The sequence below is a fragment of the Mesorhizobium sp. WSM4844 genome (assembly GCF_055811775.1).
In genome coordinates, this window is the sequence record NZ_JBVVQB010000063.1 from 17,311 (window position 1) to 36,632 (window position 19,322).

14 protein-coding genes are annotated in these 19,322 nt (G+C 59.9%); 8 read left to right on the forward strand and 6 right to left on the reverse strand.

Features of this window, described 5'->3' with window-relative positions; genetic code table 11:
• Positions 1–568: 568 nt before the first annotated feature.
• Positions 569–706: a hypothetical protein gene (locus tag AC0L2A_RS30900; RefSeq protein WP_473612011.1), complete on the reverse strand. Its 138-nt coding sequence runs from the start codon at positions 704–706 to the stop codon at positions 569–571.
• On the opposite strand from AC0L2A_RS30900, the gene AC0L2A_RS30905 reads away from it, so the two are divergent.
• A complete protein-coding gene (locus AC0L2A_RS30905; RefSeq protein ID WP_473612012.1) occupies positions 705–869 on the forward strand; it encodes a hypothetical protein in 165 nt (54 codons plus the stop codon). The genes AC0L2A_RS30900 and AC0L2A_RS30905 overlap by 2 nt on opposite strands.
• Positions 870–1,307: 438 nt before the next feature.
• Here AC0L2A_RS30905 and AC0L2A_RS30910 read toward each other — a convergent pair whose 3' ends face one another.
• A complete protein-coding gene (locus AC0L2A_RS30910; protein WP_473612027.1) occupies positions 1,308–1,718 on the reverse strand; it encodes a DoxX family protein in 411 nt (136 codons plus the stop codon).
• Between the two features lie 715 nt (positions 1,719–2,433).
• Between AC0L2A_RS30910 and AC0L2A_RS30915 the strand changes: the two genes are divergently transcribed.
• Both AC0L2A_RS30915 and AC0L2A_RS30920 read left to right on the forward strand, forming a co-directional pair.
• Positions 2,434–4,452, forward strand: a complete 2,019-nt coding sequence (locus AC0L2A_RS30915) for an ATP-dependent nuclease (RefSeq protein ID WP_473612014.1) — start codon at positions 2,434–2,436, stop codon at positions 4,450–4,452.
• Entirely contained in the window at positions 4,449–6,305 is a 1,857-nt protein-coding gene (locus tag AC0L2A_RS30920; protein ID WP_473612015.1) for a UvrD-helicase domain-containing protein, read from the forward strand. The genes AC0L2A_RS30915 and AC0L2A_RS30920 overlap by 4 nt, the downstream gene beginning before the upstream one ends.
• 474 nt (positions 6,306–6,779) lie before the next feature.
• On the opposite strand, the gene AC0L2A_RS30925 is transcribed toward AC0L2A_RS30920, so the two are convergent.
• The 3 genes from AC0L2A_RS30925 to AC0L2A_RS30935 form a co-directional block, all read right to left on the reverse strand.
• Positions 6,780–10,109 carry a UvrD-helicase domain-containing protein gene (locus AC0L2A_RS30925; RefSeq protein ID WP_473612016.1) on the reverse strand — a complete coding sequence of 1,110 codons (3,330 nt, stop codon included), beginning with the start codon at positions 10,107–10,109 and terminating at the stop codon, positions 6,780–6,782.
• Positions 10,106–12,760 carry a PD-(D/E)XK nuclease family protein gene (locus tag AC0L2A_RS30930; protein ID WP_473612018.1) on the reverse strand — a complete coding sequence of 885 codons (2,655 nt, stop codon included), beginning with the start codon at positions 12,758–12,760 and terminating at the stop codon, positions 10,106–10,108. The genes AC0L2A_RS30925 and AC0L2A_RS30930 overlap by 4 nt, the downstream gene beginning before the upstream one ends.
• 81 nt (positions 12,761–12,841) lie before the next feature.
• The gene (locus AC0L2A_RS30935; RefSeq protein WP_473612019.1) at positions 12,842–13,219 is read right to left on the reverse strand and encodes a thermonuclease family protein; all 378 of its coding nucleotides are present in this window, start codon (positions 13,217–13,219) and stop codon (positions 12,842–12,844) included.
• A 192-nt stretch (positions 13,220–13,411) separates the two neighbouring features.
• Here AC0L2A_RS30935 and AC0L2A_RS30940 point away from each other — a divergent pair, with 192 nt between their 5' ends.
• A complete protein-coding gene (locus AC0L2A_RS30940) occupies positions 13,412–13,663 on the forward strand; it encodes a hypothetical protein (RefSeq protein WP_473612020.1) in 252 nt (83 codons plus the stop codon).
• A gap of 274 nt (positions 13,664–13,937) precedes the next feature.
• Positions 13,938–14,444: a hypothetical protein gene (locus AC0L2A_RS30945; protein WP_473612028.1), complete on the forward strand. Its 507-nt coding sequence runs from the start codon at positions 13,938–13,940 to the stop codon at positions 14,442–14,444.
• Between the two features lie 236 nt (positions 14,445–14,680).
• Here AC0L2A_RS30945 and AC0L2A_RS30950 read toward each other — a convergent pair whose 3' ends face one another.
• Positions 14,681–16,612 (reverse strand): vanadium-dependent haloperoxidase, encoded by a 1,932-nt coding sequence (locus tag AC0L2A_RS30950; RefSeq protein WP_473612022.1) that lies wholly within the window; start codon positions 16,610–16,612, stop codon positions 14,681–14,683.
• A 506-nt stretch (positions 16,613–17,118) separates the two neighbouring features.
• On the opposite strand from AC0L2A_RS30950, the gene AC0L2A_RS30955 reads away from it, so the two are divergent.
• From AC0L2A_RS30955 to AC0L2A_RS30965, 3 genes are all read left to right on the forward strand, one after another.
• Positions 17,119–17,400, forward strand: coding sequence for a type II toxin-antitoxin system TacA family antitoxin (locus tag AC0L2A_RS30955; protein ID WP_473612023.1), 282 nt, complete (start codon positions 17,119–17,121; stop codon positions 17,398–17,400).
• A complete protein-coding gene (locus AC0L2A_RS30960; protein WP_473612024.1) occupies positions 17,400–17,882 on the forward strand; it encodes a GNAT family N-acetyltransferase in 483 nt (160 codons plus the stop codon). The genes AC0L2A_RS30955 and AC0L2A_RS30960 overlap by 1 nt, the downstream gene beginning before the upstream one ends.
• 569 nt (positions 17,883–18,451) lie before the next feature.
• Positions 18,452–19,264, forward strand: coding sequence for a tyrosine-type recombinase/integrase (locus tag AC0L2A_RS30965; protein ID WP_473612026.1), 813 nt, complete (start codon positions 18,452–18,454; stop codon positions 19,262–19,264).
• Positions 19,265–19,322: the final 58 nt, after the last annotated feature.

A 19,322-nucleotide genomic window follows, 5' to 3' on the forward strand; every position in this document is an offset into this window, starting at 1 on the left:
ATCTAACGCCCTATGAACAGTGCGCATACCAGACGGCCGGCGTGTGCTTCCCGACCGTGTGCCGGTCGCTCACCTCAGCGAGCGGGCCCCCAAACTGATCTTCGGGGAAGGCAAGCGCGACCGGCGCCTCTATGAAATTGCGACGCTGGCGGCTTTCCGTGACCGCTTGCGTTCCGGCGACATCTCGGTCGAGGGTAGCCGCGCATTCTTAGGGGCTTTCCCTGTTTGGCCCGATCAATCGCCGCAAGTAATGACTGTAAGGTTGGCGGTAGTTCTGGTTGGACTGTCAGCTTTAAGAGCCTGTGTATGTGACGACGATTGTCGTCGGAACGGATCAATTTCCGAACTGCTTTGGAGACAGACCGATGGCCTTCTTTGTTTCTCTTTGCCATGTTCGGGACGTCCCTTCCCAGGCAGTCGCAACTCTCCCGAAACGAAATGGTTCCAACCACGAGGCCGGGAATTTGGTAAAACTTTCTGAGCGGGGGATCGGATAACTGGCTCGCGCGAGGACCTCCGGTGCCCTTCGTTCCACCACAGGGAGGCGAGGGAGCAGGTCCGCCCGCCGCTACAATGTCAGCAACAGCACGATCTCGCGGCTGCATCCATGGCGTTCACGAATACAGAATCGGCCAATCAGCAAAACTTGAGTTGCTCTTCCGTCACAAAGGGCGCGTAGGTTGCCGCCATTGAGGATATTGGTCATGGCGTTACGCATCAGGCTGCCTGGGGGCACGCTGAAGGTGAAGACCTATCGCGAGCTGCGCGCCCGCGAACGGGAGCGTCGCGTGCCGGTGATCAAGATCGGATCAATGTACGTCATTTGGTGGGAAGATCACCGAGGTCCCTCAAAAAGGGCGGATGGGTGAGCCGCGTCGTTGATAATCGACAAAGGCGGTCAGCGCACGTGGGCGACCGACTTCTCCATCGGCGGTGGTAGACTACACTCTGTTGGCTTGCTAATGATCTGTCGTCTGCTCGCACCAGGCGTACCCCAAGCCCCCCGCCCAGCTTGGTGCGACGCGTGACCGCCCGCCGCGCCTCGCGCTCGGCGGGCTTGTCATTTTCGTCGCGGTGCCCTTTTTCACCCGGTAACACGGTTTCTACCGCATCTGCGCAGACCACGACGAAGGTCTCGATCCCCCCAAGCGGCCATTCTTGAGACCGTTTGGCGCGCCCCGAAAGCGACGATCAGCGGAGCCGAAATTTCTTATCAATTTCCCCTAGGGCAACAGCATATGCTCTTCGACACCCTTGCAGGAACGTGCCCCGCTGGAAGCCGCCAGGAGGTTCCCTCGCGATCCTATTCAGGGCGTCGCGAGGCCGGTCCCGCGACGGGCCGCATCGACGCTCCACGCGCCGCCTCCCGCGAAAAAGAAGTACAGGAAAATGAAGCAGTAGAGGATCGACGAGTCGCCCTCGTTGACAACCGGAAAGAAGTTTTGCGGCGCATGCGCCATGAAATAGGCGACCGCCATGTTGCCGGACAGAATGAACGCGACGGGCCGGGTGAAGAGTCCGAGGGCAAGCAGCGCGCCTCCGATCAGCTCGATCAATGCCTGGATCACAATAAGCCCCGACAGTTGCATCGGCTCGGGAGCGGGCGGAAAATTGAAGAGCTTTTGAGTTCCGTGCTCCAGAAACAGCAGCGCCGACATGATCCTCACGACGCTCAACCACTCCGGAGCCCAGGCCGAAATTTTGTCGAAATTCATCAGTTGGCCTCCATCATGACCCGGTGATTCCGGCCAGCAGGCTGAATTATCAGCGGGTTTGCTCTTCGCACCGATTTCGCGAAGAGGGTATGATGCACAGCGCGAGGCGTAAACCAATACTCCCAGCTCACAGTCGCGTGACATCCGGTCGTACTATTGACGGAGTGCCGAGCCGCGGGAGCGTAGACCTTGCCGATTGCGCTCGCTCCGCAAGTGACTAGCGCCGACGAGGCGCGTGGGACTAGCAGGTCGCGCCACCCCACGAGCAAAGCCGCCAAAGCGAATGCCCTTCGCCAGGACCGCGTTCGAGCAGTCCTGGATCTTTCCTTAATGCACTGTTATGCAACTTTTGGCGAACAAACCTCGAACAGCGCCATCGCGGCTTCGCGTAAATGCTGCGCATTCGCCGTTCGTGATGGGCTCAGTGCGCAACGAGCGACCTTTCCGAGCCGGGGACAAATATATCGCATTAGGGCACGGAAGTGGCTGGGCAGCTTTACAGAGTTCGAACGGCGATAGCGGACGCAGCGGCCCAAGGCTGTCATAGGACAGTGCGATAGGCTTGAACGCGGACGGACGGATCGCCGCTATGCCAAGTATTCCCAACTCGTTGGCGTGGTGGCAGACACCAGCCGACCTAGTTTATCACAGGTTCGAGTTGCTTTTCTGAAACGCCTGAGACACTCATGGGTAGAGATTCTCTTGCCGGGATACTGCTGTGCACCTAGAAAGCCTAACGCTTCAAAACTTTCGCTGTTTTGGCCAAGTCCCTATTACTATCACCCTCAAGCCAGGTACGAATGCTTTCGTCGGGAACAATGGATCTGGGAAGACGGCTGCACTCGAGGCCCTGAAACGGCTCTTTTCTCCGATTTCGTCCGAGCGCCAGATTCGGAGGTCAGACGTTCATTTTGGTCCCGGAGAGGATGTTCAAACACTCAAAGAGATCGAGCGCAAAGTCGTAATTGACGCCGTCTTCGGGTTCGCGAATGCCGCAGCATACCCTACCGTTTTCAATGACCTGTTCTTTTCATCTGCCGACAGCACGCTAAAGGTCAGGATTCGATTGGAGTGCAAGTTTTCGAGCGCCGACAGCCCCGGTGACGATCTCGAAGTGAAGCTATTCTCGGTAAAGACATTAGACGCTGTACCTTTCGGTGCCGATGACGAACGGAAGAGCCCACTCCGTGGCCGCCCGACACAATATGCTGAAGTCATCTACATCCCGGCTCACCGTGACGCCCGAGGTGTGAGCCAGACCGCGCTTCGAAATCTCCTTCAACGCCTCGAAAGCTCGGCGGACTGGACTGATGACACACGTTCGAAGTCAAAGGGATTCGCAGACGAGCTTGAGCAGAATTTAAACGCCACCGAAGCGATGAAATACGTGAGCGAAATGCTCTCAGGCTTCTGGGAATCACTGCATGACGGGCACTACGATGGGATTCCACGACTAGGCGTCGTCGCGACTGAGTTTCAGAAGCTCATCCGCGACCTGACGCTCAGATTCACCAAGTCTCCTGGTGGAGGCCAGCGTCACCTTGACGAACTTAGCGAAGGGCAAACGTCCCTTCTATATTTTGCCCTGGCTGCGACACATCAGAAGCTGACGTGGGAAATGCAGAAGGCCCTTCCCAAAAGCCTTGGCGGCTTTCGGCCATCGGACTTCACGTCTCCCGCAATTACGATCTTTGCGCTCGAGGAGCCGGAGAATCACCTTTCACCTTTCTATCTTCCTCGCCTAATAGCCCTTCTGGAGGATCTCAATAAGACCGGATCCGCACAAGCTGTCGTCACGAGCCACGCCACGAGCATTCTCAGTCGAGTACCTCCTCGAAACGTGCGGTACTTCAGGAGTTCTCCGAAAGCTCTGACCAGCACAGCTCTGCCGCTTCCCCTGCCGAAGGAGAGCACCGAAGAAGACAAATTCATACAACAGGTGATCCTGGCGAATCCGGAGATCTATTTCGCTCGGCTTGTGATCATCGGCGAAGGAGATACTGAGCGCATCGTGATCCCGAAGCTTGCAGAGGCTTTCGATGCGAGTCTTGACCCCTCGTTCATCGCATATGTCTCCATCGGCGGTCGCCATGCGCAACACCTGTGGAGACTGTTGAATGGACTCGAGATTCCGCACCTTACACTCCTGGATTTCGATCTTGGCCGGCACGGGGGCGGAACCGGGCGGCTCAAGAACGCCGTTTCGTGGCTCACTGCGCTGGGGTCTCAGTACGTTCCAATGTTCCTGTCAGCGGACGGGAAAAGCACCGTCCCAGCGACCGCCGAAGGCATCCCCGGCAACGAGGGGCTGACGGTTGAAAAATATCAGGGATGGGTGCAGTGGCTCCGACAATGGGGAATCTTTTACTCAGCCCCGGTGGATTTGGACATGATGATGCTCCAAGCGTTTCCGTCGGCTTACACTCCTGATCAAACCTATGCCGCCGAATGCTATGACGATACGAAACGAGAGAAGTTGATGGAGGCCGTATTCGGCGAGAAAGGCAAGGCTCTCCGTGAAATCGAAGCCTCGGGAAACAAGATCTCGGAAGAGCAGGTCCACATCTACCGAGCGCTCTTCAAATCGTCGTCCAAGCCGGGCTCGCATCTCCTGGCTTTCTCCAGGCTTTCAAAAGCGGAGCTGAAGGACAGATGCCCGGAACCCCTGCGCGCCCTTATCGACAAGGCTAAGTCGCTTGTGGCGGAGGCCCGCAGTCAGAAGGGAGTGTCGCCATGAGCTACCAGTCCCCTCAAGACTGGAGACCGTCCCACGGAGTTTCTATCGAGGGAACGGCGTTGGATATAGTTCGCTCGATTAGCTCGAACTCGATCCTCGCAGGGCCCGGCGCGGGGAAGACAGAGCTGTTGGCGCAAAGAGCGAACTTCCTTCTGACTACAGGGGCCTGTCCTCATCCTCGACGAATTCTTGCGGTCGCATTTAAGGTCGACGCGGCCCGAAACCTCAAGGAGCGCGTGGAGGCAAGGTGCGATCCCTCGCTGGCGGTTAGGTTCGAATCCCAAACTCTTCACGGGTTCTCGAAAAGATTGCTTGATCAGTTCCTGGAAGCATTGCCGCGGGATTTTCGACCCACGCCAGACTACCGTATTTTTTCTCCTAGTCGTAACATTTGGGATGACTTTCGGGAATCGCTGGCGAAAGAAATTCCTGGGGTCATGAGCTACAATGACTCAGGTCTCTACAAGCTAGTGCATTCGGTCCCATCCGGCGAACTTTTTGGGAACGCGGGCGACCGTATTAGAGACGAGTGGTGGGCCTATTGCCTCCGCCGAAACGGGCCTTCGACTCTCACATTCGAAATGGTGATGTTGTTGGCGGTGCGAATACTGGAGACTCAGAAAACCGTCCTTTCCGCTCTTCGACAAACCTATTCGCACGTCTTCCTCGATGAATTCCAAGATGTGAACGAACTCCAATACAGGTTGATCAAGACGGCATTTATCGGCAGCGATGCGGTCTTGACGGCTGTCGGCGACACCAACCAGGCGATCATGGCCTGGGCTGGCGCACTGCCAGACATATTCAATCGCTTCAATGTCGACTTCACCGCAACTGCTTCCAAGCTGCTCCTCAACTTTCGCTCCAACCAGGCCATTGTTGACTTAATAAACGCCGTGGCGTCGATGTTTGAAGCGAACCCGGTGAAGGCGGAAGCGGCGAGGCCGAACGATCCTATCCCACCACCCAACGCTATCGAAGGCTGGGTATTCGTCAGCCGCGAGTCGGAAGCTGAATATGTCGCCAACTTCATCAGGGCGGAGCTAGCTTCGGACAAAATGCGCAAGCCCGAGGACTTCGTCCTGCTTGCACGGATTAGAGTAGACGACATCGAGCAAAGGCTTCAGAAGCACTTCACCGCAGTCGGCATTCGTCTCCGGAACGAGTCTCGGAAAATCGCGGGCCTAGAAATCCAGGATCTAGTCAAAGAGCGAGCTTTCCATTTCATAATGGCTGCCCTCAAAATGGCGACCAACGTCCGCGTAGGAAATCCATTCCAGGCCTGCAGAGACATGCTAGCCGACCTGGAAGGCGTCGACATCAACACCGAGAGAGGCAGTTCCTCCAGCCTCAGGGCTGTTCAGCAGTTGGTGAACGATCTTGTCGCAGTTCTAAATGGCAAGCAGGCCCCCGATGTGCGCGGTCGGGAAATTGTCGACATCGTGATGCCGGCGTCAAGGCAGCAGCAGTTTTCAAGAGCATTCAACGAGTACAAGAGCGGCACATACCTGTCAGAGGTCATAGGTGCGTTTTGCGACTTCTTTGACGAGTGCGCCCGGCAGCAACCAGCTTGGGAGGCCTGCATCGATTTGATCGAGGGTCGCGGCGTCGTCAAATTGATGACGATCCACAAATCGAAGGGGCTGGAATTCCATACCGTCATCTTCATTGAGCTGAACGACGACGCCTTCTGGAAGAGCAGCGATGACGCAAGCGTCTTCCTTGTTGCTTTGTCGCGGGCGAAGGAGCGCATCAAGTTTTCGTTCGCTCAGGATAGCAAAGGCTTTAAGAACGTTCAGGACTTCATCGATAACCTCGGGAAGGCCGGCGTCGAATTCTTGACCAAGCCTTAGTCAATGCCCTTACGTCACGAACCCCAGTCTGTTAGCTGGGTCACTGTCGGCTGCGCGGGATGGCGGTCTCACGCTTTCTCTCTTTCTCTCGTCGGCTTTCAACTTGCAGCGCCCCGGTGTCGTCAGGAACGATGTCTGCATTCAAGAATCGACGAAGCTGACCCCAACGTGCCGGAACGCCGCGCAATGCCGCCGGGCCGCATTCCAGGGGCTCTGACTGTTTGCCAACCGGCAGCTTCCAGTCCAGGAAGCCAGATGCAGAAACGGCATCTACAAAGGCTTAGCCGTACAGAGCGACACAACTTTGTCAGGTCGGCATGCGCCGGCGAGTCGAGCGAATAGCGCCGGGGCTATGCCAAGATTGGCACGGACGTGGCAATCAGACGGCTGAACGATGCCAATGCGGCGCGAAGCGGCCATTCACTGTGCGGGAGACAAAGGTCGCCTTTGTTGAAGGGCGTGAATTTAACGATATCATCGGCTCCGATCGGCGCGGATACCAGCCTCCACCCACCGCACAGAGCCCAAGGTCATATACACCAATGCACCGCGGTCCGCCCCGGTTGTTCTCAAGTAATCCGCGAGCTGGCCCGCGTGAATTCTCATATCCTCCTCCGTCGGGGCGATGTCGCTCTTCCAATCGAGAATGACCGCGGGGCGATCATCCTCCAATGCGACGGCATCAATCCGGCCGGCAAGCGCTGTGGGCTGGCTCGCATCGGCTAGCAAGGCGTAGATCGGCCATTCTGGAACGAGACGCGGTCGCAGGGCGGCGATCTCTGGAAGATGCAGGGTTCGCCAGGCGGTCGAGGCGATTTCCTCGGCTTCGGGAAGACCGGCCCCATCTTCGCGGTCGACCACCAGCGCCGCGATAAGCGCCCGGGCGCGATCGGCGAACCCCGCAGGGTCTTCACCTAGCTCGCCAGTCAGGACCTCCTCCATCAGCTTGTGCAAAACGAGGCCTCGAACACGCCCTGCCCCGATCGGCAGCTCCATCTCAGGAGCGTCGCCAGAGTCGATCGCAATCGCCTCGGTGACAGGCACCCGGTCGGGATCCTGGTTGCTCGGCCGAAGCCATATGAGCGGGACGGCGGCGGCAGCGATAGTGGCGCGCTCCGCCTGGAAAATTTCCTGCGTCTGTGCATTTGACAAATCGGCCACGGCAGATCGCGCTGCCGGTTCCAACCGCGACAGGTCCAGCAACGGCAGGTCATGGTGCGCCAGGTCGACGATTCGCGCCCAGGACCGCTGCTCCGCCTGCAGCAGCTCCGGCACAACGAGGAGTTCGCGAGCGCGAGTGCATGCCACATACCAAAGGCGCTCACGTTCACGGGCAAGGCTCTCATCATCGGAGGCGAGCGCCAGCAGAAGATCGGGCGGGACGACGTCGCCGATGACCCAGTGCAGCGTGTTATCCGCCGCCCGGTGTACGAACGGCTCGCGCGAGCGGAGCAAGGTGGCAGTGTTCACCGGAATCACCACCGGCCATTCCAGTCCTTTCGCGCTGTGGATTGTGATGATCTCGATGGCGTCGCCTTCGGCATCAACCCGTCCTTCGTTGGACGGAACCCCCTCACTCCAATCCCTGCTGAGGTCGCGGACGAAACGTTTGAGACCCCGGACGCCGTAAGGCCGCGCCCGTTCGAGAAAGGCTTCGACGTTCGCGGCTGCGCGAGTACTCCGATCGCCTTCGCGCGCGGCAAGAACGGGGCCGACAACCAGCCGCTCCGCTGCCTCGGCGAGCAGCAGCGCCGGTGTCGTCGCTCTCGATTTGCGTCGCAGGTCCTGCAGGATCGAAAGTGTCCGACGCGCATTCGGATGGATGACGTCGGTCGGGTCCGTCAACAGCGAGAAACGCGGAATAGAGTCTGGCCGGTCGGGGTCCTGGGCCAAAGCTGCGGTGATATCGAGAAGCTCTTCCTCCGTCAGCCCGACAAGCGGGCCGCGCATCAGCGCGCCGAATGCCAGAGTGTCGCCGGAGTCCGCGAGCACGCGGGCCAAGGCGAGCATATCTTGCACTTCCTGACGCCGAAACAGACCCTTGCCAGCTTGCGACGTCATCGGCAGGCCGCGTTGTTCCAGCGCCCGTTCATAGCGCCAGAGTTCGGTGCCTGTCGGCGCAAGTAGGGCTATGCCGCCGGGGGTGAGCGGAACCATCACGCCGTCGTCGTCGCGAATGTGCAGATTGCCGACGAGCCGTGTGCAGAGTTCAGCGACGGCTTCCGCCTCGGCATCGCGGATGTGCTCCGACCGCGAATTGGGCGGCACGTCGACGGTTATCCTGGCCGCACACGGAAGCTCGTGGGCGGCGGGATCGACGGTCGCCGCGAGCGGCACATAGCCAGGTTGCCCGGCACCAGAAAGTGGCGTCTCGAAACACCGGTTCACATAGGTAAGAATGTCCGGTCGGGAGCGGAAATTCGCGGTGATCTGGACGATGTTCTCCGGCCACTGCCGAGCGATTGCGGACCGGGCCCGCGCATAAGATCCGACATCCGCGCCGCGGAACCGATAAATCGCCTGTTTCGGGTCGCCGACCATAAAGAGCGACCCGGGCCTCAAGACGCTGTCCTGCCATTGCGGTGCGCGGTCTTCAGCGGCGATCAGAAACAGGATTTCGGATTGAATGGGATCGGTGTCCTGGAATTCGTCCACGAAGATGTGGCGGCAGCGAGCGCCGAGAGCACGGCGCACGGGATCGTGATCTCGGACCAGGGCCCGCGCTCGTTCCAGAAGATCATCGAAATCGAGTACGGCGGCCGCCCGCTTGAAGGCGGCGTAGTCGTCAAGCACCTCGTCGAGCTCGGCCGAAAGGCTTGCGACAAGTGCCGTGGCGACGCGGCCGAGCACCATCCGGTAGCAGTGGTCGACCCGGTCGAAATTCTTGCCGGCTTCCTCCTTCAGCCGGTCGCCCAAATCCTTGCCGGCGACCTTTTCCCAGGCCGATTTCCCCCTTGGCGGGATCAGATCGAAGGTGTTCCTTCGCATGCAGGAAAGTCGTGTCGGATGGGCGAGCGCCCAGAGCCGGCGAAAGTCGGGCGGCGGATCAAAGCTACTGGCATAGAAGTTCGCCAGCGTTTCGAGTTCACCCACCACCTCAAGCGTCTTGGGCTCCACAGGTTGTCCAGCTATCCAGCGCCGGAAATCCGCGACTGCCTCGACTAGGTCGATGTCCGGACGGCCGGTCAGATCCGCAGGCAGCGTCTGTGCATCACGATGCTTGAGACGAAAGCGCGCGAGTTGTTGAAGGATAGCGACGACGCCGCGGGGATCGTCCCGTGACAAGACGGCGATCGGATCGGATGGCCGCTCCGGACTGTTGAGCCGCCGTTTGAGCCACTGCTCGAATATGGCGTCAAAGGCAGCGGCGGCCTGAGCGGCGTCAAGAATCTGCGCGCCGGGATCAATATCGGCCTCGACCGCGTAGCTTGAGATGATCGTCTGACAGAAGGCATGGATCGTAGCAACGGTCAGCTCATCGAACTTGGCAGCAGCGCTCGACAGGGCGCGCCGCTGAGCCTCGTCGAGTCCGTCGGGCAGCGCGTCCCGCAACGGCTCCGGCACGCGTCCTGCCAAAAGCTCATTGACGTAGCGGTGGACACGCGCGGCCAGTTCGCTCGCCGCTAGCGTGGTGAAGGTGATAGCAGCGATCTCGCTGGGTGCAACGCCTCGCGCAAGCAGCATCGTAAGCCGTCCCGCCATCAAGGCGGTTTTGCCGGTCCCGGCCGCCGCTTCAACGAGCAGCGTCGAGTCGAGATCGGTCAGGGCACGCCGGCGCGCAGAACTGTCGGCCAGTTGGGTCATCGGCAGCTCCAGACCCGCGCAAAATCATCGAAGGCGCGGCTGAGTGCGGCCTGCTTGACCTGAAAATACAATGTCGGCGATGCGGGAAGCGCCAGCCGGAAGTCATTGCAGTTCTCGCGGGCGTCCGGACCGGGCAAGGCCCTGCCTTGCCGCAAAAGGACGCCGGCCGCCTCCACATGAGCGGCAATCTCCGCGATGGCCTGGTCGACGTCTGGAAGTTTGTAGACCCGCGGCTCTGCGTCGCCGAGATAGATCAAGCGGGCGACGACGCGCGGGTTATCCGGTAGGAGCTGGCGCGCAGCCATCGCATAGATGACGCGCTGGAGTTCGGCGCCACCCCCGAGCACGATCTGATCGGCCCTCTTTGGCTCGACACCCGTCTTATAGTCCGACACGCGAACGGCGTTTCGCGCGGCGGTGAGATCGAGCCGATCGATGCTGCCCTTGACCCGAACTTTGGTTCCGGTGATTTCAACCGGCGCGGTCGGATCCCAGGGAAGATCGCCCGCCGCGGCGAATGCACTGTCGGTGTCGCCGAACGTCAGTTCGGTCCAGCTACGGGTGCCCGGCTGGAACGCCTCGTCGAGCGTCAAAGCTCTGAGCGCTAGCTGGGCAGCAGCGTCCACTGTGTGCCGCCACAGCAGCAAAGGCGGCACGGATCGCTTGAGCGGCCATTCCGTACTGACTGTCGTCACCGCCTCTGTCAGGGCGACGTCGATCTCGTGCTGCGTGGCGCGGGAATAGCCTGGTCTGGGCTCGAGTGTATCGACGGTCCGCTTGAGCAGTTCGTGCACGAGATCGCCATAGCCACGGGCATCGAGCGTCAGTGGTTGATCGTCTTCGGCGACTGTCCGCCAGCCCAACGCGTAGCGCCATACGAAAGCGAGCGGATCGCGGAACATGAGGCGCAGTGATGTCGCAGATTGAATTCTGCCTATGGCACGCGCAATGAAAGGATGATCCGCCCTCACCCGGCCATCATGGGCGGTGATCGCCGGGCTCCGCCAGTCGCGCCAGCACGCGTTAGCCGCCGTCAGCGCCGGCGAGGTCGCGGCTTCGTCCAATCGGGCGAGCAGCCGATCGGCCTCGCTGAACGCGTGAGACGGGATTCGCGCCCGCTTAAGCGCTTTAACGCCGGCCCCTTTCGGTATGAGCGGACTGGCTGAGAGGAGGCCGCCTTGGGTGTTGCGGCGGCTTCTCGACAGCACGCAGCCCCCGGAGGCGCGGGCGGTGATTATTTGGAAAGCGCGCCGGTCCTGCATGGTGACCGGATCAGGATCGAGTATGCCATGGGACAAAACATGGCTTGGGATCAGCGGATCTTCAGCAACGCGGCGCGGCCATGAACGTGTGGTCACGCCGAGGAGGCGTACCCAAGGTCGAGGTGCAGCGGCGAGATGATTAGCCGGGCACCACACGGCACAGGCGCCCGCATCGCGACCGTCAGGCAAGCGCAGCTGCTGCAAGGAAAATTCCAGCGCCTCGGGAGGAGCCCGCCGTAGCGCCTCGCGCCAGAGCGCGCGAGCGGGTGTTTCCAGTAGCATCACGCCCGCCTGCTCAGCTGCGTCCGGGCCTTGAGCAAGCAGTTCCAGGACGGGGATTAGGATCGACGTCGGATCGACACCGTCGGTTCGAAGACGGCTCGCTTCGTCCAGCGCGCGTAGCCATTGGTCGAGTTCGAAGAGCGCGGCGCCAGCTTGCACTCCAAGCGCCCAACTACGCGGCAAGTCTTGCAAGGCGCAGCTTCGGCCCGCCGCGTGACTGAAGAGCCGGCGCACGCGATCCTGGCTGAGGCCATTCAACAGAACGTCCGCAAGCGCCGCGCACGCTTGACCTTCACGCGACGCCAGGGCCGGCACCCCATGCGAAAAATGCAGCGGCAGGTCGGAATCCGCTGCAAGGACCAGAAAGTGCTCGTCCCATTCTTCCATTGAGGTGGCACAGATCGCGATCTCTTCGGGCTTCGCCTGGCCGGATGCGATGAGCTCTCGCATCCAGCGGAGCGCCTCCACCGCTTCAGCACGAGGATTGGCGCAGGACACCACCTCCATGGCGCAGGCTGTTGGGCGTTGGTCGGTGATGAGCTCGCCGGGGAACCAGCTGATGTCCGTCTGACCAGCACTGCGCCACGCGAGTGGCACCACCTCTTTGAGAGCCTTTAGCAGAGGCCGCCAGACCGGCGTAATGCTGATAACGCCGTCAAGCTCCACGGACCCGAGCACAGCCGGAGCGTTGTCCAGGCGGATGAGCGCCGCGTCACGAAGATCGCGAGGTGTCAGCACGCCTTTGGGAAGGTTTGCGCGGACGCGCCGCTCGATCTCGGCAATATCGGCCAATCGGGCACTTTGATCGGCGCGCTCCAGCGGCAGATCGGCGTGCCAGATCTTGGACAGCGTCCGCTCGACGGCGCGGGCCATGCCTGGAAGCTGCCGGATGCTTTCGAGCTCGGCGAAACCGCCGGCTTCCAGCGCGTCCCGGATTGCCGGGTCGAGGTCCTGAGATTGGGCAGGTCGCGTAAACCCGTCTGCCAAACGGGCGGCCATTTGCGGGATGGTCATTATCTGCACGCCAGTTTCGCCCCGGCGCGCGGAGGCGATCCGGCGCATCCGGAACGCGAGAGGCCCCTCAACGACGATCGTCTGGCGGTTCATTGAAACATGGCGCCCGTGCTCATGCGAAGTCGCCTTGCGGTGCACGCAAAACCCCCATCGCGACGAACGGCATCCAGATAATCAATTGCACCATGAATACTGCTCTCCTGGTTTCCACCGGACTGCATAGCCTTCCTCGATCAGTGTTTGTCCGGCGGTCTTGCCGTTCGGCAGCCGTATTCTAATCAGCGGGCGATTGTAGCGATCCTTCCTACCGGAGTCCTCAACCCACACTTCATCGATGCGTAGGAGCTCTGCCAGGCGAAGCTTCGCCTGCTCGCCTAGCAGCCGTTCTCTCGCGCATCTGGCATTCGCTATTTCCGGTGTGTCGATGCCCGACTTGAACGGCTCCCCGTTTCCGAGGAGCCGCATCCTCTCGCCGTTGCACTTTATTGTGTCGCCGTCGACCGCCAAAAGACTGAGGCAGGAGATGGCACTGGCGGCGAGGAAAGCAAACATGCCGCGGCCCTAATTGCCGGCCTGAACGACCGCAACGAGCCCGCGCCCTTCAAAAACGCTTTGAGGCGGAACAAGAGATAATAGGAACGGTTGCGAACGGTTCATTTCCCCTCGAACCCCTTGGTCTTTAACTTCACGTTGGACGCGTTCTACCGTAAGGTCGTTAGCTGGGGTAAAGGGCGGGCGAACGACATGTCAAACACATTTCTCATCGAAATTGAGCCTCAGTTCCGGGGCCATCTGGCCGCAGCTGTTGCTCGCCTCAGTTATCTTTTTCCGCAATCAACGTTCGCGGTCACTGAAACTGGCGTTAGCGTCTCCACAGGAGATCGGGACGAAACCGATTTGAAGCGGGAGATTTTCTACGCCGTCTACCGCCAGCAAATCTACGTCGAAAGCCTTCCGCTGCGGCGCACACTTATCGACGGTCTGATCGCCCGATGACCATCTGGCCGCTCAAATTCCGGCCCAACAAGGCAGGCGGACTAAATTTCGCGGATGACGCAGGCGGCTTCTTCCGCACGGACGATCGGTTTCTTGAGCGTTATGCCAGGGATAATCTTTCGGAGGCGGACAGCGCGTTCCTTCGTCGCATGGCCACGCGTTCGACGAAATCGATGATCTGTCCTACACCGGCTTTGCCTACCGCTGGGCGGCCCGCCAAAGCTGTCCAGGCCCCATAAGCTACCTGATCCTTGTCCCAACGCTCCGATGCAATCTGGCGTGCAATTATTGCCAAGTCTCTCGAGCCGATGAGCGAGCTCGGGGCTACGACTGGACCGAAGAGACCGTGCAGGCCGTCTTAGAGTTTCTCGGTGGACTGGATTGCTCTGAAGTCAAGGTTGAGTTTCAAGGTGGCGAGCCACTGTTGCGGATCGATCTTCTGGAGCGCCTCCGTTCGTTTGCCCGCGGACGGTTTTCCAAGGCAGAGTTTGTGGTGTGCACAAATTTGCAGAGCCTTGGACCCGCAGAATGGGCTTTTCTCGACGCCGAGGATACGTTCATCAGCACATCGATCGACGGCGATCGCGTCACCCATCAGCGACAGCGAACGAAAACCGCTGAAAAAACTGAGCAGTTTTTTGGAAATCTGCAGACTGCTGTCGACCGTTTTGGAAGTCATCGAACTTCGGCGCTATTGATCCCGACCGGCCCCCTGATCTCGACGCCATCGTCGAGACTTTTACGGAGTATGGCATCAATTCGATCTATCTTCGCCCAGTGAACCGTCAGGGCTTTGCTCGCAAACGCTTTGCATCGAACAGCGGCACCGACAAGTGGAATGCCATTTATGGCGCCTTCATCGATCTGCTACCTCAGCCTCTGCTCGCCGGCCTTGCGCGCGAACGGTTGATGGCCGCGTCAGCGACGCATTGACCGCACCGGCCTGGGACAGAAAATTTCAAGCCTTCAGGTCCAGTGAGTAAAGTGTGCATGGCAATTGGCCAACGCGAACTCATATTAGCCGAGGAATAGATCGGCACGTCCACGGGGCGCGGCTAGCGGAGGCGGCGCAGTGCGGCTTATCGCGCCTTTGGCGTTGATGGCGATCCAGTAGCCGTCGAAGGTTGGAAGCGACCATACCGGAATACCGTCTTCTGCCTCGACGAATGTGTGGACAAGCTCCTGCAGCATCGCGACCGCGACAGCCTCGCCGAGGGCTAGCGACTTTGTGTAGTCGCTGCGGTAGTGCACGCCGGCCGCATTGCGCCCGATCGCGACATTGGCGGCAAGCTTGTTCAGTTCTCCTCCAACGGTGAGCGCGGCAGCATTCGGACGCTTCTCAAGTCTGGTGCCGCCGGCACCGTCTTCGAGTACGGCAAAGAGTTCCGGTAGCTCGATTCGAGGTTCGAACATCGCTTTCAACACAGTGACGCACGCGCCTGCAACGGTGGCATGGCCCGCGCCGTAGGCTGGATGCATGGGACTGCCTTCAGGAAAAGCCATCGGCAGAAGGTAGGACGTGCTTCCGCTCTTGGCATACACGCGCTGCAAGGCGTCGGAGTTCAGGAGCTTGCCGTCGACGAGCATCGCATGGGCCGAGTTCGTTTTAGCGAGGTGTGCGCGCGCTCCAAGCGCTTCAGGCCGCAGTCGCCGGTGAACAAACCACTTCGAGTGCCAGACGGCCTTCAGGGCGCGCGTGGCGACTTCGGTCAGAAGAACCAGGACGTGCGGACCGCCGAACGAGCCGAAACCCTGCTGAATCATCTTTCGGAACGGGCGCTCATAAATGTTGGTGGTGCTCAACCGCGCCTCTTGAATGCCGTTCAGAATAAGGGCTGCATTGAAATAGGCCTCGTGCAGGGCGTCGAAATGCACATAGTGAGCCAGATCACGCAAGGTCGTGATGTGCCGTCGATTTTGCTGTGGCAGGGGCAGCGGCATGCCGGCCGGGTCCTTGGCGACATCTTCCAAATCCGAGCGCTTCGGGTTTGCGCTTGCCGGTGAGGCCGGATTCGGGCCGCCTTCCTGCACGGCGTGCCAATGACTCGGATCGATCATGTAATCGATATGGTTGCCACTGGAGTCCCGTTTCAGAACGATCTGCTTCTGCTCGAAATCGATGGTGCCGAACGGGACATCGCGTATGAGAAACTGCGATAGATACGGCCCCATCTCGTTGCCGGGCGCGGAGCCCCGGAACAGGCGCGCCGCCGTGACATCAGGAGACCAATTGCCCTCGGAAACGTAGTGCAGGGCAAACGGGCGTGGTTGCTCGTTGTTTGGCGGATTGTTCAGCTGTTGATTGAGTGCGTCAAGCTCTGCGACGGCTGCGTCAGCAAGCGCTTTGGCAGCATGTCCCGCTTGCGTCCATGTATCGAACGGATGATCGCGGAGCAGCGCCATCCAATAGAGTTCGACCATTTCGACGGCAGCTAGATCGCCATTGAACGCTGGCGCTTTGGGAGTGGCGATATCCAGGGTATCGACGCCTTCCAATTCCGTATCGACGCCGGCCAGCGGATTGACAAAGGGCCGTGCGTTGTTTGGCGCTCGCTCAAGCTGATCGATTGCTTCGACGCTCGCGGGATCTGCCAGCGTCGGGTCGAGCCGCGCGGCGTTCAGGATGGTCGTTATTGCCTCGCGAAACTCATGGTACCTCGCAGGATCGACGAAGCCTGTGCCGCCGGCGAGGAGCGAATGCTTCAGTCCCTTCGAGAAGCTGCCGGCAAAATCAGCCCGATTCTCATCGTCGTTGGCTTGATGCCGCGCATTCTCATCGAGAATTTGAATTCCGGTATAAGGGCCAGAAGGTGTACCCACATTGTCGTAGCCGCTCAGAACTTTGGCAAAGTTGTCGTGTGTCCGTTTGCGCGCAATGCGGCGCGCTCGCGCTCGAACGCCTTCTCTTCCGGAAATATGCGACCGGCGCGGCTTGTGACGCGATGCCATTCCGAATCCCCCCTACTGCAGTCGGCAAAATGGATACTTTGATAAGAATAGACGCCGAAGAGCTGATCTCCACCCTATTAGAAGACAGGCGATTTTGCTTCTCGTGTCAATCTACGAAATGCGTTGTAGAGGCCATTTTTATGACGACTCAGCCTTGTGATCAAAAGCAAACGACAAAGAAGGACTTTGCTTTATCGAAGAATGGCGAAGCCGACGCTGACAGCTGCACCGGGTAGGGCGCTGTAGGTGTCTGCTGAAGCTCGATCACTCTTCGTGCTGGCACGCGCCGAGAGCGGAATTCCGGAAGGTGATTTCGATCTGGCGCATTTGCAGCGGGTACAAGCCTTTCGACTTCATCGAGCCGCGCCTGACTGCGGACGCCACGGGAAGTGGTTCTATCGTGCTTATTCCGTTCGAGGGGTGCCATGACGGCGCGATCTGCCTTTCGCATAATTAGATACACAATGTGTATGCGAATGTGTTATATTGGGGTGAAGGAGTCGCCCATGAGCAAGACCACGACCGATAATCACGCCAAGCCCGTCAATCTGCGCATCCGCGAGGAAGTGCGTATCCTGATCGACCGGGCGGCAAAAATTCGCGGCAAAACCCGCTCAGAATTTATGATTGATGCGGCGTATCGGGCCGCCGAAGACACTCTGCTCGACCAGACTCTGATTAAGGTCGACGCAGACAGCTATCGCCATTATCTCGACGTTCTGGACCGGCCGCCCAGCGGTGAAGCCTTCGCACGCTTGATGAACGTGCCCAAGCCTTGGCAGGGCTAGTGATCTCGGCGCCTGCCCTACTCGCCGACAATCACAACCTCGAGCTTTTTCAGAGCGGCACCGAGAGCCTCGATCAATGGCTCCGCCGCCGCGCCCAGGCCAACCAGATCAGTGGTGCTTCGCGCACCTACGTCGTAGCAGAAGCTACGCGCGTCGTCGGCTATTATTGTCTTTCGTCAGGAGGACTTGATCTTGCCGAAGCGCCGGGTGCCATTCGCCGAAACATGCCCGACCCGGTGCCGATGGCTATCCTGGGAAGACTCGCAGTCGATTTGAACTGGCAGGGAAGAGGACTAGGTGCCGCGCTCTTACAGGATGCGGTTTTGAGGACCGGTCAGGCCGCTGCCATTCTAGGCATACGCGGCATTCTTGTTCATGCCATTTCGGACGAGGCCAAAGCCTTTTATGAACATTACGGGTTCGCAGCTTCGCCGAAGAATCCCATGACCCTGGTCCTCTCTCTCAAAGGCGTGGAGGCGTAGCCCCGTGCCGCCAAGCGGATAATTCGGCCAATAGGGATTGGTAAGGCCGCGATGACAAATGGGGCATTCGTGCCGGCCGATTCTGTGGCAATGCCGCTCAACCGCGAAGACGGCGGTTTTGGCATGTGGCTGACGGAAGTCGGCCTCGACTAGCTGACCGGCCGAGTTTTGATATCGAGTATGCAGGCGTAGCTTCATACAAAGACTGTAGCTTGCGCCCGAACCGTTGGCGACTTCCCGTCCTCAGACCTCAGATCTTCTCCTGGGACTGGCTGTGATGGTATGATGGGTGGGACCCGGCACAGCTCGGCTGACGCGTTCCACACTGCCTTTTATGCGACTTTCGAGGCACAAACCACGAACGCTGCGGCGCAGTGCTATTGATTTCCAATCGCCACTTAGTCGGCTTCGCATGTTCCGAAATGACCGCATTGGGCCGCAGAACGAACCCGCTGCGCGGGAGGGCGCCTGCGGTTGAGGTAGAGATCAGGGACCGGTCGTCGCGCCTGCATTGAGCGTTGTTCGGCGGCGGCAGAGCATGGCGGGCTTCTTCAACAAGGAGGCTGACCATGCCCTATCCTGTTCTTGATGCACCTTTCAGTCCACTTCGTCAGCGGCTGATCGACGACATGAACATGCGGCGTTTCTCACGGGAGACGCAGCGCAACTATCTCCGCGACATCGGACGCCTGGCGACGTTCCTCGGGCGTTCACCAGACACAGCGACCGCCGACGACCTGCGTCGGTTCCAGATCGAGCAGCAGGAGGACGGCGTTCCTGTTCCCACGATGAACAGCATCGTGTCGGCGCTGCGCTTCTTCTTCACGCATACGGTCGATCGTCCCGATCTGGCGCGCAAGCTCGTTCGTCTGGCGCACCCGCGCACGCTGCCGGTGGTGCTGAGCCGCGACGAGGTCGCCCGGCTGCTCAATGCCACCACCTGCCTCAAGCACCAGGCCGCGCTGTCGGTCGCTTATGGCGCGGGCCTGCGCGTGGCGGAGGTGTCGACGCTGAAGATCGCCGACGTCGATAGTGAGCGCATGCTGCTACGTGTCGAACGCGGCAAGGGCGGGCGATACCGGAACGCCATGCTGTCGCAAGACCTGCTCTTGTTGCTGCGCCAGTGGTGGAAGGTCGGACGCCAGCAGGGCGTGATGCACCGCGACGGCTGGCTGTTTCCGGGGCAGCATGCGATGAAGCCGATCAGCACCCGCCAGCTCTATCGCGTGGTCGTCGAGGCAGCGCAGGCGGCCGACATCGCCAAGCGCGTCGGGCCGCACACGCTGCGCCACAGCTTCGCCACCCACCTGCTGGAGGACGGCACCGACATCCGGATCATCCAGGTCCTGCTCGGGCACGCCAAGCTAGAGCACGTCCCGTGATCGATGAATCGATTGTGATGTGACGACGAGCTTCTCCGGTGATTCAACATCCACCTTG